Annotated in this window: 27 protein-coding genes, 3 tRNA genes and 1 pseudogene; 18 read left to right on the top strand and 13 right to left on the bottom strand. The window is 72.7% G+C overall.

What is annotated here, in order from left to right; genetic code table 11:
* Positions 1 to 2: 2 nt before the first annotated feature.
* The gene (locus Q3W68_RS07270; RefSeq protein ID WP_302904690.1) at positions 3 to 1,487 is read right to left on the bottom strand and encodes an NAD(P)/FAD-dependent oxidoreductase; all 1,485 of its coding nucleotides are present in this window, start codon (positions 1,485 to 1,487) and stop codon (positions 3 to 5) included.
* A 92-nt stretch (positions 1,488 to 1,579) separates the two neighbouring features.
* Here Q3W68_RS07270 and Q3W68_RS07275 point away from each other — a divergent pair, with 92 nt between their 5' ends.
* A complete protein-coding gene (locus Q3W68_RS07275; RefSeq protein WP_302904691.1) occupies positions 1,580 to 2,680 on the top strand; it encodes a serine hydrolase in 1,101 nt (366 codons plus the stop codon).
* A gap of 288 nt (positions 2,681 to 2,968) precedes the next feature.
* Here Q3W68_RS07275 and Q3W68_RS07280 read toward each other — a convergent pair.
* Together Q3W68_RS07280 and Q3W68_RS07285 are read right to left on the bottom strand one after the other, a co-directional pair.
* A pseudogene (locus Q3W68_RS07280) lies at positions 2,969 to 3,388 on the bottom strand (deoxyribodipyrimidine photo-lyase); the annotation flags it as partial.
* A complete protein-coding gene (locus Q3W68_RS07285; RefSeq protein WP_302904692.1) occupies positions 3,385 to 4,311 on the bottom strand; it encodes a phytoene/squalene synthase family protein in 927 nt (308 codons plus the stop codon). The pseudogene Q3W68_RS07280 and the gene Q3W68_RS07285, both read right to left, overlap by 4 nt.
* A gap of 64 nt (positions 4,312 to 4,375) precedes the next feature.
* Here Q3W68_RS07285 and Q3W68_RS07290 point away from each other — a divergent pair, with 64 nt between their 5' ends.
* From Q3W68_RS07290 to Q3W68_RS07325, 8 genes are all read left to right on the top strand, one after another.
* Positions 4,376 to 5,530, top strand: a complete 1,155-nt coding sequence (locus Q3W68_RS07290) for a polyprenyl synthetase family protein (RefSeq protein ID WP_302904693.1) — start codon at positions 4,376 to 4,378, stop codon at positions 5,528 to 5,530.
* 29 nt (positions 5,531 to 5,559) lie between these two features.
* Complete coding sequence (gene crtI, locus Q3W68_RS07295; protein WP_302904978.1) at positions 5,560 to 7,041, top strand: phytoene desaturase family protein; 1,482 nt, start codon at positions 5,560 to 5,562, stop codon at positions 7,039 to 7,041.
* Positions 7,038 to 7,628 (top strand): isopentenyl-diphosphate Delta-isomerase, encoded by a 591-nt coding sequence (gene idi / locus Q3W68_RS07300; RefSeq protein ID WP_302904694.1) that lies wholly within the window; start codon positions 7,038 to 7,040, stop codon positions 7,626 to 7,628. The genes crtI and idi overlap by 4 nt, the downstream gene beginning before the upstream one ends.
* Positions 7,618 to 8,565 carry a MerR family transcriptional regulator gene (locus Q3W68_RS07305; RefSeq protein WP_302904695.1) on the top strand — a complete coding sequence of 316 codons (948 nt, stop codon included), beginning with the start codon at positions 7,618 to 7,620 and terminating at the stop codon, positions 8,563 to 8,565. Before idi ends, Q3W68_RS07305 begins: the two co-directional genes overlap by 11 nt.
* 76 nt (positions 8,566 to 8,641) lie before the next feature.
* Positions 8,642 to 9,430 (top strand): polysaccharide deacetylase family protein, encoded by a 789-nt coding sequence (locus Q3W68_RS07310; protein ID WP_302904696.1) that lies wholly within the window; start codon positions 8,642 to 8,644, stop codon positions 9,428 to 9,430.
* A 143-nt stretch (positions 9,431 to 9,573) separates the two neighbouring features.
* Positions 9,574 to 9,646: transfer RNA gene (locus tag Q3W68_RS07315), tRNA-Glu, on the top strand.
* A gap of 33 nt (positions 9,647 to 9,679) precedes the next feature.
* Positions 9,680 to 9,753 (top strand) — tRNA-Asp (locus tag Q3W68_RS07320).
* 76 nt (positions 9,754 to 9,829) lie between these two features.
* Positions 9,830 to 9,903, top strand: a tRNA-Phe gene (locus tag Q3W68_RS07325).
* A 114-nt stretch (positions 9,904 to 10,017) separates the two neighbouring features.
* Here the strand turns inward: Q3W68_RS07325 and Q3W68_RS07330 are convergent.
* Positions 10,018 to 10,914 carry a LysR family transcriptional regulator gene (locus Q3W68_RS07330; protein ID WP_302904697.1) on the bottom strand — a complete coding sequence of 299 codons (897 nt, stop codon included), beginning with the start codon at positions 10,912 to 10,914 and terminating at the stop codon, positions 10,018 to 10,020.
* Between the two features lie 79 nt (positions 10,915 to 10,993).
* Here Q3W68_RS07330 and Q3W68_RS07335 point away from each other — a divergent pair, with 79 nt between their 5' ends.
* Together Q3W68_RS07335 and Q3W68_RS07340 are read left to right on the top strand one after the other, a co-directional pair.
* Positions 10,994 to 11,818 (top strand): NAD(P)-dependent oxidoreductase, encoded by an 825-nt coding sequence (locus tag Q3W68_RS07335; protein WP_302904698.1) that lies wholly within the window; start codon positions 10,994 to 10,996, stop codon positions 11,816 to 11,818.
* Positions 11,818 to 12,228 carry a RidA family protein gene (locus Q3W68_RS07340; RefSeq protein ID WP_302904699.1) on the top strand — a complete coding sequence of 137 codons (411 nt, stop codon included), beginning with the start codon at positions 11,818 to 11,820 and terminating at the stop codon, positions 12,226 to 12,228. The genes Q3W68_RS07335 and Q3W68_RS07340 overlap by 1 nt, the downstream gene beginning before the upstream one ends.
* Positions 12,229 to 12,314: 86 nt before the next feature.
* Here Q3W68_RS07340 and Q3W68_RS07345 read toward each other — a convergent pair whose 3' ends face one another.
* Complete coding sequence (locus tag Q3W68_RS07345) at positions 12,315 to 12,752, bottom strand: ArsI/CadI family heavy metal resistance metalloenzyme (protein ID WP_302904700.1); 438 nt, start codon at positions 12,750 to 12,752, stop codon at positions 12,315 to 12,317.
* A gap of 212 nt (positions 12,753 to 12,964) precedes the next feature.
* Here Q3W68_RS07345 and Q3W68_RS07350 point away from each other — a divergent pair, with 212 nt between their 5' ends.
* Entirely contained in the window at positions 12,965 to 13,660 is a 696-nt protein-coding gene (locus Q3W68_RS07350) for a hypothetical protein (RefSeq protein ID WP_302904701.1), read from the top strand.
* A 2-nt stretch (positions 13,661 to 13,662) separates the two neighbouring features.
* Positions 13,663 to 14,046: a transcriptional regulator gene (locus tag Q3W68_RS07355; RefSeq protein WP_302904703.1), complete on the top strand. Its 384-nt coding sequence runs from the start codon at positions 13,663 to 13,665 to the stop codon at positions 14,044 to 14,046.
* 148 nt (positions 14,047 to 14,194) lie between these two features.
* Here the strand turns inward: Q3W68_RS07355 and Q3W68_RS07360 are convergent, their stop codons facing one another.
* Complete coding sequence (locus tag Q3W68_RS07360; protein WP_302904704.1) at positions 14,195 to 15,217, bottom strand: hypothetical protein; 1,023 nt, start codon at positions 15,215 to 15,217, stop codon at positions 14,195 to 14,197.
* A gap of 262 nt (positions 15,218 to 15,479) precedes the next feature.
* Between Q3W68_RS07360 and Q3W68_RS07365 the strand changes: the two genes are divergently transcribed.
* A complete protein-coding gene (locus Q3W68_RS07365) occupies positions 15,480 to 15,995 on the top strand; it encodes an SRPBCC family protein (RefSeq protein WP_302904705.1) in 516 nt (171 codons plus the stop codon).
* Between the two features lie 52 nt (positions 15,996 to 16,047).
* On the opposite strand, the gene Q3W68_RS07370 is transcribed toward Q3W68_RS07365, so the two are convergent.
* Positions 16,048 to 16,752: a DUF2786 domain-containing protein gene (locus tag Q3W68_RS07370; protein ID WP_302904706.1), complete on the bottom strand. Its 705-nt coding sequence runs from the start codon at positions 16,750 to 16,752 to the stop codon at positions 16,048 to 16,050.
* A gap of 45 nt (positions 16,753 to 16,797) precedes the next feature.
* On the bottom strand, positions 16,798 to 17,187 hold the full coding sequence (locus Q3W68_RS07375) for a hypothetical protein (protein WP_013283438.1): 390 nt from the start codon (positions 17,185 to 17,187) through the stop codon (positions 16,798 to 16,800).
* Between the two features lie 166 nt (positions 17,188 to 17,353).
* Between Q3W68_RS07375 and Q3W68_RS07380 the strand changes: the two genes are divergently transcribed.
* Positions 17,354 to 18,691 (top strand): ABC transporter substrate-binding protein, encoded by a 1,338-nt coding sequence (locus tag Q3W68_RS07380; protein ID WP_302904707.1) that lies wholly within the window; start codon positions 17,354 to 17,356, stop codon positions 18,689 to 18,691.
* Between the two features lie 65 nt (positions 18,692 to 18,756).
* Here Q3W68_RS07380 and Q3W68_RS07385 read toward each other — a convergent pair whose 3' ends face one another.
* Entirely contained in the window at positions 18,757 to 19,500 is a 744-nt protein-coding gene (locus Q3W68_RS07385; protein ID WP_302904708.1) for an enoyl-CoA hydratase/isomerase family protein, read from the bottom strand.
* Positions 19,497 to 20,354, bottom strand: a complete 858-nt coding sequence (locus Q3W68_RS07390; RefSeq protein WP_302904709.1) for a 3-hydroxyacyl-CoA dehydrogenase family protein — start codon at positions 20,352 to 20,354, stop codon at positions 19,497 to 19,499. Before Q3W68_RS07390 ends, Q3W68_RS07385 begins: the two co-directional genes overlap by 4 nt.
* Before the next feature lie 163 nt (positions 20,355 to 20,517).
* On the opposite strand from Q3W68_RS07390, the gene Q3W68_RS07395 reads away from it, so the two are divergent.
* Positions 20,518 to 20,805, top strand: coding sequence for a hypothetical protein (locus tag Q3W68_RS07395; RefSeq protein ID WP_013283434.1), 288 nt, complete (start codon positions 20,518 to 20,520; stop codon positions 20,803 to 20,805).
* Positions 20,806 to 20,857: 52 nt separating this feature from the next.
* On the opposite strand, the gene Q3W68_RS07400 is transcribed toward Q3W68_RS07395, so the two are convergent.
* Entirely contained in the window at positions 20,858 to 21,637 is a 780-nt protein-coding gene (locus Q3W68_RS07400; protein ID WP_302904710.1) for a bifunctional 2-polyprenyl-6-hydroxyphenol methylase/3-demethylubiquinol 3-O-methyltransferase UbiG, read from the bottom strand.
* Positions 21,638 to 21,692: 55 nt separating this feature from the next.
* Here Q3W68_RS07400 and Q3W68_RS07405 point away from each other — a divergent pair, with 55 nt between their 5' ends.
* On the top strand, positions 21,693 to 22,091 hold the full coding sequence (locus tag Q3W68_RS07405; RefSeq protein WP_302904711.1) for a PPOX class F420-dependent oxidoreductase: 399 nt from the start codon (positions 21,693 to 21,695) through the stop codon (positions 22,089 to 22,091).
* 55 nt (positions 22,092 to 22,146) lie between these two features.
* On the opposite strand, the gene Q3W68_RS07410 is transcribed toward Q3W68_RS07405, so the two are convergent.
* Both Q3W68_RS07410 and Q3W68_RS07415 read right to left on the bottom strand, forming a co-directional pair.
* On the bottom strand, positions 22,147 to 22,356 hold the full coding sequence (locus Q3W68_RS07410) for a BldC family transcriptional regulator (protein WP_007073996.1): 210 nt from the start codon (positions 22,354 to 22,356) through the stop codon (positions 22,147 to 22,149).
* A gap of 256 nt (positions 22,357 to 22,612) precedes the next feature.
* The gene (locus tag Q3W68_RS07415) at positions 22,613 to 23,452 is read right to left on the bottom strand and encodes a hypothetical protein (RefSeq protein ID WP_013283431.1); all 840 of its coding nucleotides are present in this window, start codon (positions 23,450 to 23,452) and stop codon (positions 22,613 to 22,615) included.
* Positions 23,453 to 23,626: 174 nt separating this feature from the next.
* Between Q3W68_RS07415 and Q3W68_RS07420 the strand changes: the two genes are divergently transcribed.
* Positions 23,627 to 24,709, top strand: a complete 1,083-nt coding sequence (locus Q3W68_RS07420) for a Glu/Leu/Phe/Val dehydrogenase (protein WP_302904712.1) — start codon at positions 23,627 to 23,629, stop codon at positions 24,707 to 24,709.
* Positions 24,710 to 24,983: the final 274 nt, after the last annotated feature.

The raw sequence follows: 24,983 nt of genomic DNA on the forward strand, positions 1-24,983 counted from the left end.
CGTCACTTCAGTGCGCGCAACGCGTCCTCGATGGCCCTGTGGAACGTCGGGTACGCGTAGATCATGTGCCGGAGCTGGCTGATCGGCACCGCCGCGTGCACCGCCACGACGAGCGCGGAGAGCACCTCGCCGCCGGCCGGTCCGGCCGAGGTGGCGCCGACGAGGACGCCCTGGTCGGCGTCGGCGATCAGCTTGATGAACCCGGCGTTGCCGGTCTTGTGGATCCAGCCCCGGGCCGACGAGGTGAGGTCGGCGTACCCGACCTGGACGTTGACGCCGCGCTCACGGGCCTGCTGCTCGGTCAGGCCGACCGCGCCGACCTCGGGGTCGGTGAACGTGACCCGGGGCAGCGCCCGGTAGTCGGCGACGGGGACGCTGCCGGGCGCGGCAGTCGACCCGCCCGCGCTCATCGCGCCGCCGACAGCGCTGACCACCCCGGCCGCGCCGCCGACCACACTCGCGGTGCCGCTGGCGTCCGGGCCTCCCTTGGTACGCCGCATGTGGTCGAGCACGTCCGCCACCACGATGCCGGCCTGGTACATGGCGATGTGGGTGAACGCGCCCTCGCCGGTGAGGTCGCCGACCGCCCAGATCCCGTCGGTGACGTGCATCCGGTCGTTCACCGGCAGGTAGCGCTGCCCGGCGTCCACCCCGACGGTGTCCAGGCCCAGTTCCTCCAGGTGCGCCTTGCGGCCGGTCACCACGAGCAGCTTCTCGCCGGTGAACTCGGTGCCGTCGGCGTACACCGTGAACGCGTCGCCGTCGTGGCCGACCCGGGCGGCCTTGACCCCGGTGTGGATCTCCACCCCGTCGGCGCGCAGCGCGTCGGCGGCGAGCGCTGACGCCTCCGGCTCCTCGACGGCGAGCACCCGGTCGGCCGCCTCGATCACCGTCACCCGGACGCCGAACCGGGCGAAGACCTGGGCGAGTTCCAGCCCGATCGCGCCGCCGCCGAGCACCAGCAGCGACCCGGGCAGTTCCTCCACCTCGATGGCCTGGTGGTTCGTCCAGTACGGCGTGTCGGCCAGCCCGTCGATCGGCGGGACCGAGGGCCGGGTGCCGGTGCCGAGGACCACGCCGTAGCGCGCCTGGAACACCTGGTCGCCGACGCGTACCCGGTTCGGGCCGTCGAGCCGCCCGCTGCCCCTGACGAACCGGCCGCCCTTGCCGGTGAACCGGTCCACCGCCACCTTGTCGTCCCAGGTGTCGGTGGCCTCGGCCCGGATCCGCTTCGCCACCGGCGCCCAGTCGGGCTGCACCTGGGCGGACCCGGCCAGTTCGTTGACCCGGTGCGCCTCGGCCAGCGCGTTCGCCGCCCGGATCATCATCTTGCTCGGCACGCACCCCCAGTAGGGGCACTCGCCGCCGACCAGGTCCCGTTCGATGCCGACCACTGTGAGGCCGGCCTCGGCGAGTCGCCCGGCCACCTCCTCGCCGCCGACGCCGAGCCCGACCACCACTACGTCCACCAGTTCCGGCTCCGCCATTCCGCAAGCATTCCGCACTGGTGGGGCACCGGCCACCGCACCGGGCCGGAATTCCCGCGCCGGTAACGAACGCGACCGCCTACCGTGGCCGCATGCACGCGCGCTTCGCCCCGGTCCGGGACTGCTTCCACGACCTGTTCTCGACCGGCCGGGAGACCGGCGCGTCGCTTTCGGTGTGGCACGACGGCGTACCGGTGATCGAACTGGTGGGCGGCACCACCGCCGCGGTGCCGCCCGGCGCCGTCGTACCGGCCGCCGGGGCGGACCAGCCGTGGCGGCCGGACACGCTCGTCGACGTCTACTCGGTCGGAAAGCCGGTGGTGGCGCTCTGCCTGCTTCTGCTCGTCGACCGGGGCCGGGTCGACCTGGACGCGCCGGTCTCGGCGTACTGGCCGGGGTTCCGCGCCCCGGCCACAGTGCGGCAGGTGCTCGCCCACACCGCCGGGTTGCCCGCCTTCCCGGTGCCCCGGCCCGCCGCCGCCGTCGCCGACTGGGACCTGCTCTGCGCCGACCTGGCCGCCGCCGACCCCGAGTGGACGCCGGGCGCCGTCGCGGGCGAGCACGCCTGGACGTACGGGCACCTGGTGGGCGAACTGGTCCGCCGGGTGGACGGGCGACCGGTGGGCCGGTTCCTGGCCGAGGAGATCGCCGGTCCGTGGCGCCTGGACCTGGCCTTCGGGCTGGGCGAGGCGGACCGGCGGCGGTGCGCCGACCTGTCGTACGGCGATCCGGCCTGGCCGGATGCGATGCGCGGCGAGCCGGGCTCGTTGCGGGCGCGGGCGCTGGACAACCCGCCGGGCGGGCGGGACGTCGCGATGGTGAACAGCGACCTGTGGCGCGCCGCCGAGATCCCCGCGGTGAACCTGCACGCCACCGCCGCCGCGCTGGCCCGCCTGTACGCGGGCCTGCTCGCCGGCGGCACCCTGGACGGGGTACGGCTGTTCAGCCCGGAGCTGGTCGCCGAGGCGACGCGGATGCAGTATTCCGGCCCGGACCTGCTGCTGGACCGGCCGGTGGACTGGACGCTCGGCATGCAGTGGGAGCCGGACGGCAGTTGGGGCATGGGCGGGATCGGTGGCAGCAGCGCCTGGGCCGACCCGGAGCGCGGCTACACCTTCGCGTACGCGACCGCCCGGCTGGCCGACCACGATCGGGTGGAGGACCTGGTCGAGGCGCTGCACTCCTGCCTCTGACAGTTGGTCACCCTCGGTGATTCCGGGCCATCGTCACGCAGCGCATTCGGCCGGCCGGGTGGCGCTGTCTTCCCTTTTCCGCCTTTGCTCTGCAGCCATCGGCGCATCACCGCGTTGAACAGGGGTTTCGTCGAAGGTCCAAAAACCGCGCAAGGCTCGGGTGGTCACGCTCCGCATCTGATGCGGATATGGCTGCAGAGCAAAGGGGACCAGAAGTGGAAGGTGCCGGCGGGCGCACGATCACCGACAATTACCGACGAGCCGGGCCTGTGACGCGCTGTAGGGTCCGCGCCGGCGGCGTTCGTGATCGTGTGCGGACGACGCATCGGCGCTTCCGCCCGCGCGTTCGCGCGAGCCGGCGTCCACGATCGGCATGCCGGTACGCCCCTCGGTCCAGGCGTCGAGCGCGTGCGCGTGGTCGCGCCAGTCCTCGCGGGCGCCCACCTTCCGGGCCAGCTTCATTGTCTCGGCCGCCGGGTCGCCGCGCCTGACCACCAGGTCGCCGCCGCGCTCGCGCAGCGCCTCGCGCAGGTCGGCCAGGCTCTGGTGCAGGAACCGGGTGCGGTTCGCCGAGAGCTCCTGCAGCGCCGGGTCTAGCACGTAGAGCGGCACCACCCGGTCGAACGCGGAGCAGGCGGCGGCGAGCGCCGGGTGGTCGTGCACCCGCAGGTCGCGGGTGAACAGCACGACCGCCGTGCGGCCGGTCATCCGGCAAGGGCCGGTTCCAGTGCCGGGCCGGGCACCCGCACCGGCGTGCCCGACGGGGTGAGCAGCGCCCGCGCGGCCACCGCCATCCGGCGCCGCTGCGGCACCAGCGCACGGCGGACGAAGACGTCGTAGTCCTGCGCCGCCACCTCGTCGAGGATGCCGCCGTAGAGCGCGTACGCGGTGCGCATGCACGCCTGCGAGGCGGGGTCGAGCAGCGGGATGCCGGGCGCGGCGGCCACGTAGTGGGCCTGCGCGCGGGTCACCTCGTACTCGATCAGCTCGCGGATGCCCGGCGTGGTACGGCCGGCGGCCTTGGCGGCGAGCAGGTCGTCGCGGATGAGGTCGAACTTGGCCAGGTCCTCGTCGGGCAGGTAGGTCCGGCCCCGGTCGAGGTCCTCGGCGACGTCCCGGATGAAGTTGGTGAGCTGGAACGCGAAGCCGAGCTGACGGGCGGGTTCGCGGGCGGCGGCCGGGTCGGAGCTGCCGAGGATCGGCAGCATCATGGTGCCGATGACCGCCGCCGAGCCTTCCATGTAGTCGAGCAGGTCGTCGTAGGTCGGGTACGACATGACCGTCAGGTCCATCGCCATGCTGCGCAGGAACGACGCGAAGTCGTCGCGGTCCAGGTCGAACACGGCGATGGTGTGCAGCACCGCGGGCAGCAGCGGGTCGTCGACCGACGCACCGTGCAGCCCGGCGACGAATCGATCCGACCACTCGCGCAGCCGGGCGGCGCGCTCGGCCGGCGGCAGGTCCTCGGTGCGGTCGACGATCTCGTCCGCGTACCGGGTGAAGCCGTACAAGGCGTGCACATGTCGCCGTTTCCAGGCGGGGAGCAGCCGGGTGGCGAGATAGTAGGTACGGCCGTGACGGCGGTGCAGCTCGCGGCAACGGTCATAGGCAGCGGTCAGATCCGTGTCCATCGGCCCTCCTCATTTTCGACGCAGCAATCGACGCAACTCGTAACCCTAGGGTACGCTCGCCCACATGGCCAACGACGCAGTTGCGGGTAATGCGCTCCGCGTCGCGCCGGCTCAGCCCGGGGCGACGGACGATCCGGTCCGCGGCGTACTGGCCGCGTTCACGAAAGACCTGATCAAAGGAGTCGATGAGACGCTGGCGGCGTTCCTGGCCGCGGAAGTCGAATCGCTCACCGAGATCGACGCAGCGATGGGTGGTTTCGCCGCGACGGCACGCGACTGCGTGCTGGCCGGTGGCAAGCGGGTCCGCCCCACGTTCGCGTACTGGGGATGGCGGGGTGTGGTCGGCGGGGAGGAACCGCTGTGTTCGGTGCTCCCGGCCCTGTCCGCGCTCGAACTGCTGCACACGTTCGCGCTGGTGCACGACGACGTGATGGACGCATCCGACACCCGGCGAGGGCTGCCCACCGCGCACCGGGCCGCCGCCGCCCGGCACCGCGCCGCCGGACACACCGGCGACCCCGACCGGTACGGCGAAGCCGTGGCCGTCCTCATCGGTGATCTCTGCATGGTCTGGGCCGACCGGCTCATGACACACGCGGCGGTCCCGGCGGAGCGACTGCTCGACGTGCGCCGCTGCTACGACCAGATGCGGGTGGAGACCGTCGCCGGGCAGTTCCTGGACGTGCTCGGCGAGAACGACTCGGCGAACTGGACAGTCGACCGGGCGCTGCGGGTGGCCCGGTACAAGACCGCCAGCTACACCGTCCAGCGACCGCTGCTGTTCGGCGCCTGCCTGGCCGGCGCCGACGCGGACGACCCGCTCATCGCCGCGTACACCCGGTACGGGCTGGCCGTCGGCGAGGCGTTCCAGCTCCGCGACGACCTGCTGGGCGTCTACGGCGATCCGGAGACCACCGGCAAGCCGGCCGGCGACGACCTGCGCACCGGCAAGCCGACCGCGCTGCTGATGCTGGCCCGGCAGCTCGCCGACCCGGCGCAGCGCCGGGCCCTGGAGCGGGCCGGCTCGGTCACCGCGGCACGCGAGGTGGACCGGCTGGCCGACGTGGTCCGGGACACCGGAGCCACCGCCCGGGTCGAGCGGATGATCTCCGACCGGGTGACCGAGGCGCTCGCCGCGCTCGGCACCGCACCGATCGACGAGACCGCGCGCACGGCGCTGACGGGTCTCGCCTCCGCCGCCACGGCGCGGCGGGCATGATGAGCAACTTCGTGAGCAAGGGGGCCGGAATGCGTACCGTCAAGGGACGGACCGACCGGGTGGTCGTGGTCGGCGCCGGGCTGGGTGGGCTGGCCTGCGCGCTGCACCTGGCCGGCGCCGGCCGGCAGGTGACAGTGCTGGAACGCGAGCCGGTCCCCGGCGGGCGCGCCGGGCGCCTGAGCGTCGACGGGTACGAGTTCGACACCGGCCCGACGGTCCTCACCATGCCGGACCTGATCGCCGAGGCGCTCGGCGCGGTGGGCGAGGAGCTGACCGACTGGCTCGACCTGAGCCCGCTCGACCCGGCGTACCGCGCCTACTACCCGGACGGGTCGACGCTCGACGTCATCACCGACACCACCCGGATGGCCGCCGAGATCGCCCGTGTCTGCGGTCCTCGCGAGGCGGACGGCTACCTGCGTTTCGTCGACTACGCCCGCAACCTCTGGCAGTGGGAACGGGCCGACTTCATCGAGCGCAACCTCGATGCGCCGACCGACCTGCTCACCGGCAACCTGCTGAAGCTGTTCGCCAACGGCGCCTTCCGGCGGCTCCAGACGAAGATCAACCAGTTCTTCCGCGACCCGCGTACCCAGCGGATCTTCTCCTTCCAGGCCATGTACGCGGGCCTGTCGCCGCACGACGCGCTGGCGATCTACACGGTCATCGCGTACCTCGACTCGGTGGCCGGGGTGTGCTTCCCGCGCGGCGGCATCCACGCGGTCTCGCGCGGCATGGCCGGCGCGGCGGAGAAGCACGGCGTGCAGATCCGGTACGGCACCACCGTGACCCGGGTGGAGACCGCAAACGGCCGCGCCACCGGCGTCGTCACCGCGGACGGCGACTTCGTCCCCGCCGACACGGTGGTGCTCAACCCCGACCTGCCGGTCGCCTACCAGGACCTGCTGCCGCCCAGCCGGCAACGCAAGCTCACCTACTCGCCGTCCTGCGTGGTGCTGCACATCGGTTCGACGCAGGGCTATGGCAAGATCGCCCACCACAACATCCACTTCGGGCGCTCCTGGAAGGGGACGTTCGACGAGGTGATCCGCCGAGGCGAGCTGATGACCGACCCGTCGCTGCTGGTGACGAACCCGAGCCGCACCGACCCGTCGGTGGCGCCGGCCGGGAAGCACACCTACTACGTGCTCGCACCGGTGCCGAACCTCGAACGCGCGCCGTTCGACTGGACGGGCGACCTCACCCAGCGGTACGCCGAGCAGCTCGTCACCACGCTCGAGGAGCGCGGCTACGTCGGCTTCGGCGACGGCATCGAGGTGATGGAGGCAGTCACCCCGGCCGACTGGGCCGCGCAGGGCATGGCCGCCGGCACCCCGTTCGCCGCCGCGCACAGCCTCTTCCAGACCGGCCCGTTCCGCCCCTCCAACCTGCACCGGACCCTGGACAACGTGGTCTTCGTCGGCTCCGGCACCCAGCCGGGCGTCGGCGTGCCGATGGTGCTGATCAGCGGCAAGCTCGCCGCCGCCCGGATCACCGGGGCGATGTCGTGAGCGAGCGGGAGACCCATCTGGTCGAGCTGGTCGGCGACGACGGCCGGGTGCTCGGCGAGACCACCGTGGCGGCCGCCCACCAGCCACCCGGGCGGCTGCACCGCGCCTTCTCGGTGCTCCTCGTCGATCCCGACGGGCGGGTGCTGCTGCAGCAGCGGGCCGCGGTCAAGACGCGGTTCCCGCTGCGCTGGGCGAACTCCTGCTGCGGCCACCCGCTGCCCGGCCAGTCGCCGGCCGAGGCCGCCAACCGGCGGCTCGCCGAGGAACTCGGCGTCGACCCGGTCGATCTCACCGAGGTCGGCGTCTACCTCTACTACGCCGAGGACCCGGCGACCGGACGCGTCGAGTTCGAGTACGACCACGTGCTGCGCGCCGACGTACCCGCCGACCTGGTCACGCGGCCGGACCCGGACGAGGTGGCCGACCTGCGCTGGGTCGACCCCGGCGCAGTGGTGGCCGACCTTGACGCCCACCCCCGCGACTACGCCCCGTGGCTGGGCGGCGTGGTCAACCGGCTGCTGCACCCGACCGACGCGTCCCGGCCCGTACCGGCCACCGAGGCACCGGAGCGGTCGGGTGGCCGATGAGGCGCTGAGCGCGGGGGCCGTCGCACGCCGACTGGGCGTCGCGGTCACCACGCTGCGTACCTGGCATCAGCGCTACGGTCTCGGCCCCAGCGAACACGTACCGGGACACCACCGGCGCTACACGCCGGCCGACCTCGCCCGCTTGGAGATCATGCGCCGGCTGACCGCCGAGGGGGTAGCGCCCGCCGAGGCCGCCCGCTGGGCCCAGCAGGCGCCGGCCGTGCCGCCCCCGGAGCGGCTCGGCCTCAAGGCGAGGGCCTCGACGGTACGCGACGGCGGCGGTACCACCATCCCGGTCGGCCGGGCCGGTCCTGCGGCGCGCGGGCTGGCCCGTGCCGCCATGCGACTGGACTCGGTGACCATCGGCCGGACCATCGCCGACGCGCTGGCCGCCGACGGGGTGGTGGCGACCTGGGAGGGACTGCTGCGGCCGGTGCTCGCCGGCATCGGGGAACGGCACGCCGCGACGTCCGCGCTGATCGAGGTGGAACACCTCATGTCCCGGTGCGTCTCGGTGGCGTTCGCCACCGTGGCACGGGCGCACCCGACCACCGGGCCACCCCGGATCCTGCTCTCCTGCGCCGACGAGGAGCAGCACTCGCTGCCGCTGGAGGCGCTCGCCGCCGCGCTGGCCGAGGCCGGGGTGAGTTGCCGGATGCTCGGTGCCCGGGTGCCCGTGCCCGCCCTGGTGGAGGCCGTCAACCGGACCGGTCCGGCCGCCGTGGTGCTCTGGTCGCACACCCGCGCGACCGCCGACCCGTGCCAGCTCACCGCACTGCTGGCGGTGCCGCGCCGGCCGCTGCTGGTGCTCGCCGCCGGGCCCGGCTGGCGGGCCGACTCGCTGCCGGCCGGGGTGGTCCGGCCGGTGGACCTGGCCGAGGCGTTGTCGCTGGCCGTGGCGGTACGGGACTCGCTGGACCAGTCGACGACGAGCTGAGCCCCTCTCCCGTTCCGGGTCGGCGTCCACTACGGTCGGAAAGTCCGTCTGACCCCGACCCCTCCGGGAGCGACGAATGCGTCCACGCGCCCTGTCGGCGCTCGCCCTGGGCCTGGTGCTCCTCGTCACCGGCTGCGGCGAAGCCGGCAAGTCACCGGAAAAGGCCGCCGCACCGCCGTCGGGCTCGGCGTCGCCGTCACCGACGCCTGTGACGAAGCCCTCACCGACCCACACCACTCCCGCGAAGCCGAAGCTGCGGCCGCTGCCGAAGAAGCTGCCGGCGGGCCTGCACCGGGCCAGCGGGAGCGACGGGGTGGCGCTCACCTTCGACGACGGACCGGATCCCCGTTACACCCCGCAGATCCTGGCCCAGCTCCGGGCGGCGCGCGTGAAGGCGACCTTCTGCGTCGTCGGCAAGCAGGCCAAGCGCTATCCGGAGCTGGTGGCCCGGATCGTCCGCGAGGGGCACCAGCTCTGCAATCACAGCTGGCACCACGACGTGAACCTGGGCCGGCGCTCCGCCGCCGACATCCGATCCGACCTGGAACGGACGAACGAGGCCATCCACGCTGCCGCGCCCAAGGCGCCGATCACCTGGTTCCGCCAGCCCGGCGGCCGCTGGACGGCCGAGGAGGTCGCGATCGCCAAGCAAATGGGCCTGCGCCCGCTGCACTGGAGCGTGGACCCGCAGGACTGGGACCACCCACCGGCGAAGACGATCATCAAGCGGGTGAAGGGCGCCACCCGGCACGGCTCGGTCGTGCTGATGCACGACGCGGGCGGGGACCGGGCCCAGACGACGGCTGCCTGCCGGCACCTGATTCCGGACCTGAAGCGGAGGTTCGGCATCGCTCTACCGCGCTGACCTGCGGTTTTGCCCGGCCCCACGGTCATGCCCATACCGGTTTGGTCGTCCGCGCGGGCATGGCATATGCTTCTCCTGCCTCCGGCGGGGCCGGATGGGAGCAAGTCCGCTTGAAGTTGCGAGTGTGCAATGATGGCGGGGCCGCCCTCATCGTCTAGCGGCCCAGGACGCCGCCCTTTCAAGGCGGTAGCACGGGTTCGAATCCCGTTGGGGGCACGGTCCGGCTCGCGCCGGATGCAACACCAGCCAGGTCCTGTGGAGCAGTTGGAGTGCTCGCCGCCCTGTCAAGGCGGAGGTCGCGGGTTCAAGTCCCGTCAGGACCGCAAGCGCTGACGCCGCGCAGCTCGATGCGCGGCGTTCTGCGTATCGGCCCGTGCGGTAGCATGTGCCGAGCACCACGGCCAGGTAGCTCAGTTGGTACGAGCGTCCGACTGAAAATCGGAAGGTCGGCGGTTCGACCCCGCCCCTGGCCACATAGCCTTTCGCCGGGCTACAGGAGCGCCGACCAGCGGGAACGCAGGTCGGCGTTCTGCTTTTCACCCCGGCAAGCCCGTCTGTCCGTTCCGGGCATGGCTGACGTGACGTGGTCAGCCCAGGTGAGCCGCCTCAGCCCGCAGATGCTCGAGAAAATGCGTGACCGCCGGCGGCGGCGTCCGGCCCCGCACGGTCGCCGCGAATATCTGCCGTACCGACTCGTCGTCCGGGTGCAGGCGTAGCAGGGCGATGTCCGGCGGGGTTCCGCGTACCGCCAGGGCCGGAACCAGAGCCACCCCCAACCCGGCGGCGACGCATCCCAGCTTGCCGGTCCACTCGGCCGCGACGATCTCGATGCGCGGCGAGAAGCCGCTGGGCAGGCTTGCGCGGAGCAGGCTGTTCTCCGCGGTGGCCGAGCCCACGACGAACGCGTCCTGGGCGAGGTCCGCAAGGCGCACCGAGCGGCGGCGTGCGAGCCGGTGGTCACGCGCGACCGCGACCAGGAGCCGCTCGTCGAGCAGATGTCGCAGGTCGAATCGTTCGCGGTCCAGCTCGCCCGTGGGCGAGGTGCTGACCACTGCCACATCCGCCTCCTCCGCGAGCAGGCGCTCCAGGAGCCGCGGCGTCACACCCTCGACGAGCGACAACGAGATCTCGGGGTAGGCCGAGCGGAACGACGCCATCGCCCGGGGTACGAGAGCCGCGACAGCGGTCGGGAAGGCACCCACACGCAGCCGCCCCCGGCCGAGCCCGCGCAGGTCGTCGAGGTCCCGCCGGGCCGCGGCGAGCCGGTCGAGGATCGCCTCGGCGTGCGGAAGCAGCTCTCGCCCCTCCTCGGTGAGGGCGACGCCGCGGGGCAGCCGGTCGAAGAGCCGAGCGCCGATGTCGGCCTCGAGCGCGGCGATCTGCCGGGAGACAGCCGACTGGGTGAAGCTGAGGGCGCGGGCGGCGGTCGTGATCGAGCCGTGCCGCGCGACGGTGCGGAACACCTCCAGCAGCTGAGTCTCCATGCCGGGCATGGTAATCACGCATGGCAGGCATGCGAGACATTCGTTGGTCGCATTGCTTGCCCCGGCCTAGCGTTACCGCGTGGAGATCATCGCGGTCCTCGGGACAGGACACATGGGTACGCCGATCGCGCGCCGCCTCCTGGCCGGTGGCAACCGGGTCCGGGTGTGGAACCGCAGCCCGGAGCGTTCGGAGCCGCTGGCAGCGGCCGGCGCGACGGTGGCCGCGAGCCCGTCCGCCGCAGTCGACGGGGCCGACGTCGTCGTCGTGATGCTCACCGACGCCGGCGCGGTCGAGACGGTGCTGTTCGGGCCGGACGGCGCCGCCGCCGCACTCCGACCCGGGACGGTCGTGGTGCAGATGTCGACGATCGGGCCGGACGAAGTCCGAGCAGTGGCGGGCCGGCTTCCGGCGGGCGTCTCGCTCCTCGACGCCCCCGTCGGCGGCAGCGTCAACGCCGCCCGGGCCGGCACGCTGGCGATCTTCGCGGGCGGCCCCGCCGATGCCGTGCAGAGGGCGGCTCCGGTGCTGGAGCAACTCGGTTCGGTCCGTCACTGTGGGCCGATCGGCGCAGGCGCGGCCGTCAAGCTAGTCGCGAACACGGGCCTGGTGACGGCTGTCGCCGCGCTGCACGACGCGCTGGCTGTCGCCGCGGCGCTCGGTGTCGACAGGCAGACCGCCCTCGACGTGCTCGGCCGTGGGGCCCTTGCCGGCGCGGTCGGACGGGTCACCGCGCCGGGCGCCTCGTTCGCAGTCGCGTTGGCGGCGAAGGATGCGCGGCTGGCGCTGCGCCGCCCGGTGCCGGCTCCCGTGCTGGAGGCCGCCCTCGACCTGATGCAGGCCGCGCCGGACCAGGACGCGGATCTCTCCTCCCTCGTCTCAGCCGACTTCCTGAAGGGATGCTGATGCACCTCACCCTGGACAACCCCGCATCCGTCGCCGCCCCCTTCGGCGACCGCTTCGCGCACGTCGCCCGGATCGATGTCGGCGGCGGCGCGCTGCTGATGCTCGCCGGACAGGTCGCCGTCGACGACGGCGGCGAGGTGGTGGCCCCCGGAGACCCGGGCGCCCAGGCCGAACGGATCTTCGAGATCGTGGGCGGCGTGCTCGCGGCGCACGGTGCGAGCTTCGACGACGTGCTGCACATCCGCACGTTCATGACGGACCTGGCTGACCTCCCGGCGTACGCGGCCGTCCGGCGCCGTCTCTTCCCGGGTACCCCGCCGCCGGCGAGCACGACTGTCGAGATCAGCAAGCTCTTCCTGCCGGGCGCTGTGCTCGAGGTCGAGGTCACGGCCGTGGTCCGGTCGCGTTAGGGCTCGACGCTCACGCCGCGTAGCTGTATCGGCGGCAGGGATCCCCACCGGCGGACACGCCGAAGGGGATCCCTGCCGCGTCCGGGTCAGACCGCGACGGGCTGCTCGGCGGTGTTCGAGGCGCAGCAGGCGCTCTCGGTCGCCTTCTGCAGCTGCGGCGAGTCGGCCTTGACCGTGTAGACCTCCCACGGCTCGTCGCCGGGGCCGCGCACCCACACCTTGTCCTGGAGCGCGTAGCAGCACTCGGTGTCGTTCTCCTCCCGGGTGATCAGGCCGGACTCGCTGAGCCGGCTGGTCGCGGCGTTGACCTCCGCGGTGGTGGACACCTCGACCCCGAGGTGGTCCATCACCGTCGGCCGGCCGGGCTCACCTTCGAGGAGTACGAGCTTCAGCGGCGGGTTCTCCACGGCGAAGTTGGCGTAGCCGGGGCGGCGCTTGGCGGGCTCGACGCCGAACAGCTTGCTGTAGAAGGCGACGGAGCCTTCGAGGTCGGACACGCGGAGGGCGAGCTGAACGCGAGACATGCGAACTCCCTGTCTAGATTGTTGTCGAAGCAGCCTCCACTGTGCCTCCTACTTCGAAGCCTGTCAACCTAGAGAAACATCTAAACAACGCTGTCTCTTGCGGTATTTGGTTTGCGATGCAAACCTGTTTGGACAACAGCGGTTCGGCTACCGGAGGAATCATGCGGTCCGAGTCACCTCGTGAGGACAGCGCTCAGGAACTACTCGCCTCGATGGCCACCCTCCGCCGGCGGGCCCGGGCGGCCCGTCAGGCCTACTGGCTTCCGCTCCTGCTCTTCGGGGTGCTCATCGCGGCGGCCGCGCCGCTGTACGTCGAGTCGGCGGAGCCACCCGCGCTGCGCGCCGGGTCCGACGGCCCTGCCCTGACCGGTCTCGGCGGCGGCTTTCTGGAGAAGTCGGCCGCCCTGGGCTGGTACTGGCTGGTCGCGCTCGTCGGCGGCTATCTGGCCGCCCTGGCCTGGTACCGCTGGCACGGGCGGCGAACCGGCGTGCAGACGCCGACCCGGGCGTACGTCATCGCCGGCCTGGCGGGCACGCTCGTGGGCCTCGCCCTTCCGGTCGTCCTGGAGTTCCTGCTGTTCAACACGAGCGCACCGGTGTCGGGCGGCATCGGTTGGCTGACCGGTCCGCTGCTCGGCCTCGCCAATCGGGGCATGCTGCCGCACCTCGTGATCGCCGTGGGCCTGGCGGTCCTCGCCCACCTGGAACGCAGCCGCCGCCTGTGGGTGGTCGTCGGGCTCTACACCGTCGTGCTCGTCGCCGTGAACGCCTGGTTCCAGATCGCCGACCTGCAACCGGGCGATCTGACCCGGTTCAGCTTCATGCTGGCCGCCCTGTTTCCGGCACCGGTTCTGCTGATCGGCGGGGGCCTGGCGCTCGCCGTCGCGAAGAAGCAGCACAATCGGTAATCGTGAGCACCGTGGACGACCCTCGCGCGAGCGGGCCATTCCCGACGAACGGTCTCGACGACACGGTCCACCAGCGGCACCGGCTCGGCATCCTGACCATCGCCGCCGAAGGTGAGCGGGTGGAGGTGGCCTATCTCCGGGAGGCCCTCGAACTCACCGCGGGCAACCTGTCCCGGCACCTCACCGTACTGGAGGAGGCGCGCCTGATCGAGGTGGAGAAGGGTTACCACGGCCGCCGTCCGCGGACGTGGATCCGGATCACCCGGGAGGGACGTCAGGCCCTGCACTCCGAGATCGCCGCGCTCCAGGAACTCCTCCGTCGCCACCTCCAGCAGGCGACACCTCACGCCACCGCACCGGATCAGCCGGAAGCCCGTGCCGACTGAGGCGCGGCGCTCGATCCCGCCGGGTGATCAAGGAGTTCGTGTCATCCGGGACCGGCGAATCTGACACAAACTCCTTGATCAACGGAGTGGGGTGGGGCGGGACGGGACGGACAGAGCGGCAGCGGGCTGGGCGGGCAGGAGGCGCGGGTCAGGACCTGGGAGGGCGGCGGTTCTGGCCGGGGCTGCCCTGGATCGCCTCCCAGACGCTTCGGCCTGCCTGCCGGAGCGCCTGTCCGGCCTGTCCCGCCAGCTGAGCCGCCTCGGCGGCGGCGCTCGTCTGCTGGCCGGTTCGCTCCGAGCCGCGCTTCTTCTCGCCGGAACGGTCGGCCGACGAGCCCGCGCCGGCGCCCGGTTCCGATCCGGCAGTGCGCTCGGACTCCGCCTTGCCCTCCCGCCCGGCACCGGACGGCGACTCCGCACGCCCCGCACTCGACTGCGACTCCGTACGCCCGGCACTGGACGGCGACTCCGCCCGGCCGGCGTCAGGCGCCGGTGGCGAGTCGGCCCGGCCGGCACTGGACGGCGGCTCGGTCCGCCCGGCACCGGGCTCCGGTGACGGCTTCGGCCGATCGCCACCAACCGCCGGTGGGGACTCCGTCCGCGCCGGGCGCTGGGGCGGTTCGGGTGCCTCGATCGGGCCGGACACCGCCGGACCCGCCCGATCGACCACCTCACCGGCCGCCGGCACCGCCCGATCCACCACCGCCGGAGCGGTGCGCTCGACCACCTCGCCGGCTGCGGCCACCGTACGTCCGGTCTGGTCCACCACCGGCGCGGCGAGCCGGTGTACGTCCTCCAGGGCGACCCCGGCCGAGCGGGCCAACGCGTCGATCAGCTGCGGGTTGCGGTCGATGGTGGTCAGCGCCCGGTCCAGGATCTGCACCAGCTTCTCCAGCCGCACCTTGAGCAGCGCCTCGGCGCGTACCCCGGTGATGTCCAGCTCGACGCCCTCCAGGTGCACCCGGACCCCGGCGTCGAGCTGGAGCAGGTTGGCCAGCCGGGCGCGCAACGACAGGTCGGCGTCGAGCCCGTCCACCTTGAGCCGGATCTCGTCGACCGTCAACTCCGGCACGTCGAGCAGGACGTCCGGCTCCGGGTCGGGACGCCCCGGCGAGGTGGGCGGCTCGTAGCCGGGGTCCGGCACTGGTTCGGTGGCTCGGCTGTCGCTCATGCTCCCCGCTCTCCCATCGGTCCGGTCGGCGGCGCTTACCCGCTTTCCGGTACGGCATCCGTCGCGCCCCGGCCATCGACGGCACCCGACCCGCCCGCGCCACACGGAAGCCCTGCCAGGCCCGCACGGAAGCCTCGCCAGAGCCTCCCCGTGGGCCGCCGATCCCGCCGGATGGCGCTGTCGGGAACCGGTGTTCCCGGTGTCCGGAAGCGGGCGGTACGGAAGCTGCGCACCGGGACATGAGCCGGTATGGTCCGGACCTATGGGACAGGAGATGGCCGATCCGGATGAGGTTCGGCAGGAATCCGACCGCTTCTCCCTCCGCAGCAGCCTCCTCGCCCCGGCGTCCGCCGAGCGGGCGTACGCCGTCTTCACCGGCGCGCTCGCCGACTGGTGGGTGCGTGAATACACCTGGTCCGGCCCGGATGCGCTCGCCGCGATCGGCATCGAGCCGCGGGCCGGCGGCATGCTCTACGAGATCGGCCCGTACGGCTTCCGCAACGACTGGGGCCGCGTGCTGACCTGGGATCCGCCCCGGCGTCTGGTCTTCACGTGGCAGATCGGCCCGGACCGGGTGCCGGTGCCGGATCCGGCGCGGGCCAGCGAGGTGGAGGTCCTGTTCCACGCCGACGGTCCGGAGCGGACCCGGGTGGACGTCGAGCACCGCTACTTCGACCGGCACGGTACCGCGGCCGAGGGCTACCGCGAGGCGCTCACCGCGGGCTGGCACGAACTGCTCTGCCGCTACCTGGCGACCGTCGCCCGCACCGCCGCCTGACCCGCGCCGAGCGGGCGTATCCGGTCAGCAGCCGAACCGCGCCGGCGCCCGGTCAGCCGGCGATACCGGGCGCCGCACCGGTTCCTCCCACGCCGGTGCCGCCGAGGTCGGCCCGGCGGCCGGCGTCCGCGCCGGAACCGAAGCCACCGCCCGCCAGCCGTCGTCGCGGGGCGGTCCGCAACCGGGGGTACGCCTCGGCGACCCGGCGCTGGACGCGATCGGAGCGGTCGGCGAGCACCAGAGCCGTGGAGGGTCCACCCGACTCCGCCACCGCCTTGCTCTCGGCCGCGCGCAGTCGTTCCGCGACGACGTACGCGAACCCGGCCAGCCAGGTACGCCGGAACGCTGCCGGGTGCTCCCCGGCCGGTACGACGGCACCCGCCAGCCCGTGCGCGGCCTGCACCAGCAGCGAGGTGAACAGCAGCTCGACCCGTTCCAGGTCGCTGGCGAAGCCGAACAGGTGCATGACGAAGCCGTTGCCCTGCCGGCGGCGTACGCATCGGCAGCGCAGCGGTTCGGCGACCGCCGCGAGCAGGCCGGCCTTGTCCCGGGCGTACGGCGCGACGACGTCGACGGTCCGGTCACCGACCGGGTCGGCGGCCGGGTCGCGTGCGGCGAGCAGCGCCCGGTCGACGCCGTAGCGGGCGATCAGCTCGGTGGCCTTGGCCATGAAGGCGGCCGACTCGGCGGGTGTGCAGGCCGGGTCCTCGGCTTGGGCGAGCAGCTTGCGCACCTTGCTGAGCATCGCCTCGGACATGCACCCACAGCTACCACAGCCGGGGCGCGTTGCCGCGCGCCGGGCTCAGTCCGACCGGCTGCGCAGCGTGGCGATGGTCGAGCCGGCGAGGGTGAGCAGGCAGTCGGGCAGCAGCCCGTCGGCCGCGGCCGCCCCGAACAGCGCCTCACCGGTGTCCGCGTCGTCGTTGGCGCAGGCGCTGACGAAGCGGGCCACCCAGCGGGTGTCGTAGTCGGCCTGGTCGATGCCGGGGAAGTCGAGGGCGGCGCCGCCGCCCGGGGTGTCGTCGCCGAGCATGGTGGCGGCCAGGCACCACGCCACTCCGTACGCCCCGGCGAGGCCGGAGCGGTCCACCACCGCGTCGAACGTGCCCACCACGCCGGCGCCGTCACCGGCGAGGGCGGAACGGAGCACGGCGGTCGCGTCGTCGAGCGTCTGCTGTGCTTCGTCGTTCACCCGCGGAACAGTATCGCCGGGGGTCAAGCGGTGACCAGGTAACGGCCCGTCGACCACGCAGAGTGATACCCGCAGTCGGGGTGCCGACGGAGCCGACTCCACAGTCCCGCACGCCGCGCGAGCACGCTAAGGTGCGCAGCGGACCTTCGCCGGAGGAAGGACGACCATGCTGAGAACACGCACGTCGCGCGCGGCCCTGTCCATGGCCTGCGCGGCGCTCCTGCTCGCCACGAGCGCCTGCGGGAGCGACGAGCCGGAGGAAGCGCCTGCCACCCAGGTACGCCTCTACGGCACCGACGGCAACATGCTCAATTCGTACCCCGCGGAGCTCAAGGACCGGGCGGATCTGGTGAACGGGATGAAGGGCACCACGCCCCTCACTCCGCTGCCCGAGAGCTTCAAGGAACGACTACTCGCCGTAGACCCGAAGCTGGGTGACTTCCTCTACTCCGCCGAGTCCTACGACGCGGTCGTGATCAGCGCGCTGGCCGCCCAGCTCGCCGGCACCACCGCGCCGGCCGAGATCGCCGAGCAGATCATCGGGGTGACCACCGGCGGCGAACGCTGCGACGAGGTGGCGGCCTGCCTCCAGCTCGCCCGCGCGGGCCGGGACATCGAGTACCGGGGTGTGTCACTGACCCGCGCCGGGTTCACCGACACCGGCGAGCCGGCGACCGCGAGCTACGGCACGATGCACTTCGACAACCAGAAGATCGACGACAGCAAGACCGAGTTCGTCGGCGCCGGCGAGGAGTCCGGGGCGAGCACCAAGGCTCCGCCGCGCGGTCGGAAGCCGCGCGACGGCAAGGCCAAGGACGCTCCGCTGGTCCTCGGCGGGCTGCTGCCGAGGACCGGTGACCTGGCGCTGGCGTACCCGCCGCTGGCCGCGGGCGCCGCGCTGGCGCTCCGCGAGGTCAACGCCGCCGGTGGTGTGCTCGGTGAGCCGGTGAAGTGGGTGGACGGCGACGACGGCACCAACCCGGAAGTCGCCAAGGCCACCGTCGCATCGCACGTCAGCAAGGGCGTCCAGGTCATCATCGGCGCGGGCGGCTCCGGCATCTCCCGGGCCGTGCTGCCGGACGTGGTGGCCGCCGGGCGGATCCTGTTCTCCCCGTCGAACACCGACGCGGGGCTGAGCGCTGTGGACGACAAGGGCCTCTACTTCCGTACCGCCCCGCCGGACAGCCTCCAGGGTCGCGCGCTGGCCGACGTGATGCTCCGGGACGGGCCGCGCAAGATCGCGATTCTGGCCCGTAAGGACTCGTACGGCGAGGGCCTCCAGGAGAACGTCCGCTCGGAGCTGGAGAAGGCCGGGATCGGCGCGGACCGGGTCAAGCTGCTGACCTACGAGCCGCCGGCGGACCCGAAGACGCCAGTCGACTTCACCGGCATCGCCAAGGAGATCAAGGACTTCGGACCGGAGGCGCTGCTGCTCATCGGCTTCGCCGAGTCGGCGCCGGCGATCCCGGCGCTCGACGACGCGGGAGTCGACATCAAGCGCTGAGACGCACCGACGTGAAGGGCCGCACCGGAAGACACCGGTGCGGCCCTCGTCGTCTCCCCGTGGTCTCAGCGCGTCCCGCGCCGGTCCAGGAACTCGGTCATCCGCCGGTGCTTCTCCTCGTCCTCGAAGAGCACCGCCTGGCTGAGCAGGTCGAGCTGCGGGTGCGCGGCCGCCGGGGCGTCCACCGCCATCTTGGTCAGCCGCAGCGCCAGCGCGGAACCCTTGGCCATCTCGTCGAGCAGGCCGTGCGCGGTGGGCAGCAGCTCCGTCGGGTCGGCCACCACCCGGTTCACCAGCCCGATCCGCAGCGCCTCCTCGGCGTCCACCCGCCGGCCGGTGAACAGCAGTTCCTTGGCCCGGGCCTCACCGATCAGCGCCGGCAGCCGGTAGGTCGCGCCGGCGCCGGCCAGGATGCCCAGCCGTACCTCGGGCTGGCCGAACACCGCGCGGTCCGTGCACACCCGGAGATCGCAGGCGTACGCCAGCTCGGCGCCGCCGCCCAGCGCCGGCCCGTCGACGGCGGCGACTGTGGGCATCGGCAGCGCCCGGATGCGGGCGAAGACGCCCTGGTTGATGGCGGCCAGCGCGTCCAGCCGGCCACGCTCGCGGAGCTGGGCGATGTCGGCGCCCCCGGCGAAGATGCCCGCCGTCCCGCCGGTGAGCAGCAGCAGCCGGGGACGCGCCTCCAGGTCGGCGCAGACCGCGTGCAGCTCGCCCACCAGGTCGGCGTCGATGGCGTTGCGCTTCTCCGGCCGGTCCAGCGTCACCACGAGCCGGTCCGGCAGCTCCTCGATCCGCAGCCCACTCATTTCTTCTGGCCGTCCTTCCACGTGTAGAAGCCCTGCCCCGACTTCTTGCCCAGCTTTCCGGCGGCGACCATCTCGACGAGCAGCGGCGGCGGCGCGAAGCGGTCCCCGTACGCGGCCTGGAGCGTGCGCGCGATGTCGAGCCGCACGTCCAGCCCGACCAGGTCGGTCAGCTCCAGCGGGCCGATGGGGTGCCGGTAGCCGAGCACCATCGCCTTGTCGATGTCGGCCGGGCTCGCGACCTCGTCGGCCACCATCCGGATCGCCTCCAGGCCGAGCGTGACGCCGAGCCGGGAGGTGGCGAAGCCGGGCATGTCGCGTACGACGACGGGGTCCTTGCCCAGCCGACCGGCGAGCGCGACGGCCGCCTCGGTGGTCGGCGGCGCGGTGGCCGGGCCGACCACTACTTCGAGCAGCGCCATCGCCCACACCGGATTGAAGAAGTGCAACCCGACGAAGTCGGCGGGACGCTCCAGCCCGGCGGCCAGTTCGGCGATCGGGATGCTGGACGTGTTGCTGCCCAGCAGCGCCGGCCGGCGGCTCTCCGCCTCGCGCAGCACCGCACGCTTCAGGTCGAGCCGCTCGGGCACCGCCTCCACGATCACGTCGGCGCCCTCGGCCACCTCGGCGAGCCCGGCCCGCAGCGTGACGCGGGCACGGTTGGCGGTGGCGGCCTCGGAGGTCAGCTTGCCGCGCTGCACGCCCCGGTCCCACAGCTCGCCGAGCCGGCGGACGGCCTCGGCGCCCCGGGCGGGGTCGACCTCGACCAGTTCGACCGCGTACCCGGCGCCCGCCGCCACGTACGCGATGCCGAGGCCCATGGTGCCGGCCCCGACGACCACAAAACGACCACTCATCGACGTCCCCTCGCCGCGGCGGGGGCGCGCGGGGTCTCCGCCGCCGGGCCCGTCCGCTCGCTCGTTCCTGCATGCGACCCTATGCATGGCCGGGCCGCCGGGGATGCGTGGGGGCGGAGCGGACGGGGTAAGGACGGCCCTCAACGCCGAAGGAAGGAACGAGATGAGCCAGGCACCGGAGAGCGCGGAGAGCACCGAGACGGTCGAGACCCGCGGCGACGAGCGGGTGGACCTGCTTCGTGCGGACACCAACAACGACGGCAAGACCGACGTCTGGGTGGTGGACACCGACGGCGACGGCAAGGCCGACCTGTTCCAGTTCGACACCGACGGTGACGGCAAGGTGGACATCACCATGGTGGACATCGACGAGGACGGCACCCCGGACGAGGTGGTCGACGGCGACGGCGGGCTGCCCCCGGAGCAGACCACCCCCACCGTCCAGGTCTGAGCTGTAAGGAAGGGCCCCTTCTTAACGCGTAGGCGCTTGAAAGGGGCCCTTCCTAACGCCGCAACTCCAGCGTGGCGAGGTAGTAGGGATGGTCGGTGTCGTCCACGTCGGCCAGTCGCCACTGTGAGCCGTGGACCAGCTCGGCGAACTCGTCGGGCGAGCAGACCAGGTAGTCGAACCACTCGGTGCCGAGCAGCCGGTAGCGCAACCGCAGCCGCAGTTGCCCGCCGAGCCGGCCGCGCCGGCGGTTGCGCTCGTGGTAGGCGGTGTGCACCGGGTCGGTGGTGCCGTACGGGTCGGTGCCGTGGGCGATCACCCGGGCGCCGGGGCGGGCCAGCGCGGCGAGCGCGGCCAGCATCGCCGGGGCGCGTTCCCGCCCCTCGAACAGCCCGAGGTTGTTGCCGAGCAGCAGGAACGTGTCGTACCGGCGGCCGTCGGCGGCGTGCTCGTCGACTGTGCCGTGCACCAGGTCGCGTACGCCCCGGTGGCGGCTGACCCGCAGCGCGCCGAGCGAGGTGTCCAGCCCGGTGACCGGCACGCCGCGCTCCTGCAGGTGCAGCGCGACCCGGCCGGCGCCGACGCCGACGTCGAGCACGTGCCCCCGTACCCGGTCCACGGCCCGGTGGTCGTGCGGCTGCCACCGCTGCGGCGGGTCCAGGTAGTGCCCGGCGGGCGCGCCGTTGATCAGCCCGTCGTCGCGCTCGATGATCTCGATGACCGGGCGGGGCAGGCGGCCGCCGGCCATCGGGCGCGGTCCGATCCCGGTGGCGACCGCGTACGCGTCGCGGATCATCTCGCCGAACACGTCGCCGATCTCGGGTTCCCCGGTCATGCCCGCAACGCTATCCGGGGGTCGGCGGCGCCGTCGCCGCCGTATCCTTGGCGGCGTGACCGACCTGGACCGCCTGGCGGCGGAGAAGTACGTCCTGCTCACCACGTTCCGCAAGGACGGCCGGGCGGTGCCGACTCCGGTGTGGGCGGTACGCGACGGTGACGGGCTGGCGGTGTGGACGGTCGCCGACTCCGGCAAGGTGAAGCGCATCCGGCGCGACGGCCGGGTGACTGTGGCGCCGTGCGACGTGCGCGGTCGGCCGCACGGCGAGGCGGTGCCGGGTCACGCGACGATCGCCGACCCGGAGAGCACGAACCGGGTACGAGGGCTGCTCAAGCAGAAGTACCGGCTGATCGGGCGGCTGAGCCTGCTGGGCAGCCGGCTCCGCCGGGGTGAGGGCGGCACCGTGGGGCTGCGGATCGTGCTGGACGGATCGGCCTCCGGACGCGATTAAGGGCGGCGCCGCGACGGCACCGCCCCTGATCGGAACGCCGGAGAACGCCGGTTCGTCAGTCTCCCTGGCGCTGCTGGGGGATCTGCCCCTGCAGCAGGGCCCGAACCTCCGACTCGCGGTAGCGGCGGTGGCCGCCCAGGGTCCGGATGGCACTGAGCTTGCCAGCCTTCGCCCACCGGGTCACCGTCTTCGGGTCGACACGGAACATCGACGCCACCTCGGCCGGTGTGAGTAGCGGCTCAGGTTCGTGCGTTCGCGATGCCATCGGGGTCACTCCTCCACATGTATAGACATCGGCCGGGGTCCCGCCGGCCGACGCGTCTCCCATGGTCCGGCTAGTCCCCGATGTCCGACATGGGCCGAACGGCTGAAGGTCCCTAGACGGACGGATGAACCATGCCCGATTTTTACGACTTTTATGCCGCAGAAAGTACCTTATTCGGACTCATGATCACGGTTCGTGATGCATCAGCTACGAGACACTCTCGTGTCCAAGACCACTTAGCGGGGCAAACCGGGCGTCAGTTGCAGCGCTCCAGCAGTTGCACCGCGCGCCAGCGGGCCACCAGCTTGTCGTACGCGGCGGACGCCTCCTCGGCTTCGCCCCGGCCCAGTCCGGACAGTCCGGTGGCCACCAACTCGGTCGAGTCGTCGGCCTCCAGCGTCTCGTCCGGCAGCAGTTGCACCAGGCCGCCGTAGTCCAGCTCGACCACCGAGCGCGGGTGGAACTCCTCCAGCCACCGGGCAGCCTCCTCGACCGCCTCGGTGATCGGCGCCTCGCCGATCGACTTGCGCAGCACGGACAGCGCCCGGGACGCCCGGCGGCGCGCCTTGGAGATCTCGGTGCGGTAGCGCAGCGCCCGCCGCTCCGGCTCGGTGACCAGGTGCCGCTCGCCGGCCTCGAACAGCACGAACCAGCGCAGCGGCACGCCCCACGTGGCGATCTGCTCGTGCACCCGGGGCACCCCGTGCTCCAGCACCCGGGCGCCGCTGCGCCAGTCCTCCACCACGGCCTTGGCCTGCCCGGCGAGCACCGGCGGCACGAACGCGTCGGCCAGCACAGAGGGCACGCCGTCGCGGGCGCTCAGCGCCGCCTCGGCGACCCGGATACGCAGGTTCCACGGGCAGACCAGCAGCGCGTCGTCGGACTCCAGCACGTACGCCTCGTCGGGCAGGTCGGGCAGCCGGGTCCAGCCGGCGCCGAGCGCCTCGATCACCGCGGTCCGCTGCCGTACCGGCCCCTCCAGCGGAGCGATGGCGCGGCCCTCGCTGACGTACCGGCGCCAGTACGACTGCCGGTCCCGGTCGAAGGCGGTGAGCGGCTCGTACACGCGCAGGTATGAAGCGAAAAGCGACGGCACGGCGCGATCCTCCCACGAGACGGGACCGCCCGTCGCCGCCCTCGGGCCCGTGGCGTGACATGCGCGACAGTACGGTTCGGGCCGATATTAGGCTCAACGACACCGGCAGCATCCCGCCGGCGTGCCACCAGGTTCCGCGCCCCACAAGGGCGCACACCGACACAGGAGTCAGCCATGGGCGTATTCGCCAGTACCGACGACCCCGTCTCCACGGGGCACGAGCAGGTCGTGTTCTGCCAGGACAAGCAGTCCGGCCTGAAGGCGATCATCGGGATCTACTCCACCGCGCTGGGCCCCGCGCTCGGCGGCACCCGGTTCTACCCGTACGCCAGCGAGGCCGAGGCCCTCGCCGACGTGCTCGACCTCTCGCGCGGCATGGCCTACAAGAACGCCCTGGCGAACCTCGACCTCGGTGGCGGCAAGGCGGTCATCTGGGGTGACCCCGAGCAGATCAAGAGCGAGGCGCTGCTGCGCGCGTACGGCCGCTTCGTCGAGTCGCTGAACGGCCGCTACTACACCGCCTGTGACGTGGGCACCTACGTGGCGGACATGGATGTGATCGCCCGGGAGACCCGCTACGTGACCGGCCGCAGCGTGGAGCACGGCGGCGCGGGCGACTCCTCGATCCTCACCGCCTGGGGCGTGTTCCAGGGCATGCGGGCCGCCGCCGAGCACGTCTGGGGCAGCCCGACGCTGGCCGGCCGGCGGGTCGGCGTGGCCGGGCTGGGCAAGGTCGGCAAGTACCTGACCGCCCACCTGCTCGACGACGGCGCCGAGGTCGTGGCGACCGACGTCAACCCGCGCGCCCTGGAGTGGGCGCGCACCACCCACCCGCAGGTCACCCTGGTCGACGACACCGAGGCGCTGGTGGCCTCCGACATCGACGTGTACGCCCCGTGCGCGCTCGGCGGCGCGCTGAACGACGACACCGTGCCGGTGCTGCGGGCGAAGGTGGTCACCGGAGCGGCGAACAACCAGCTCGCCCACCCGGGCATCGAGAAGGTGCTCGCCGACCGGGGCATCCTCTACACCCCGGACTACGTGGTGAACGCCGGCGGCGTGATCCAGGTCGCCGACGAGATCGAGGGCTTCAACTTCGACCGCGCCAAGCTGCGCGCCACCCGGATCTTCGACACCACCCGGCAGATCCTCCAGCTCGCCGACGACGAGGGCGTGCCGCCGGCGGTCGCCGCGGACCGGCTCGCCGAGCGGCGGATGGCCGAGGTGGGCCGGCTGCGCACGATCCACCTGCGGTGAAGCTCACCTCCGGGGGCGGGGCGGCGCTCCACCCCCGGAGGCCGTGCGCGTTAAGCTGATTCTCGGTTCGTTCGTACCGGTATGTCCGGTGTCACGGCCAGCCCCGGGGCTTACCCCTTACCCGGTACACTTTGTGACGGCTGGACCACTGCGACGCGCAGGTCCGGTCGACGGTGACCCGAGGTGCCGAACGATGGCATCCCCATGTACCGTAAGAGCCACGAGAGATGCCTGACGTCATCGGGGCCCGCCTTCGGGCTGCCCCGCATTCTGT

Origin of the sequence: Micromonospora sp. C28ISP2-4, from assembly GCF_030519385.1 — a bacterium.
GTDB lineage: Bacteria > Actinomycetota > Actinomycetes > Mycobacteriales > Micromonosporaceae > Micromonospora > Micromonospora tulbaghiae.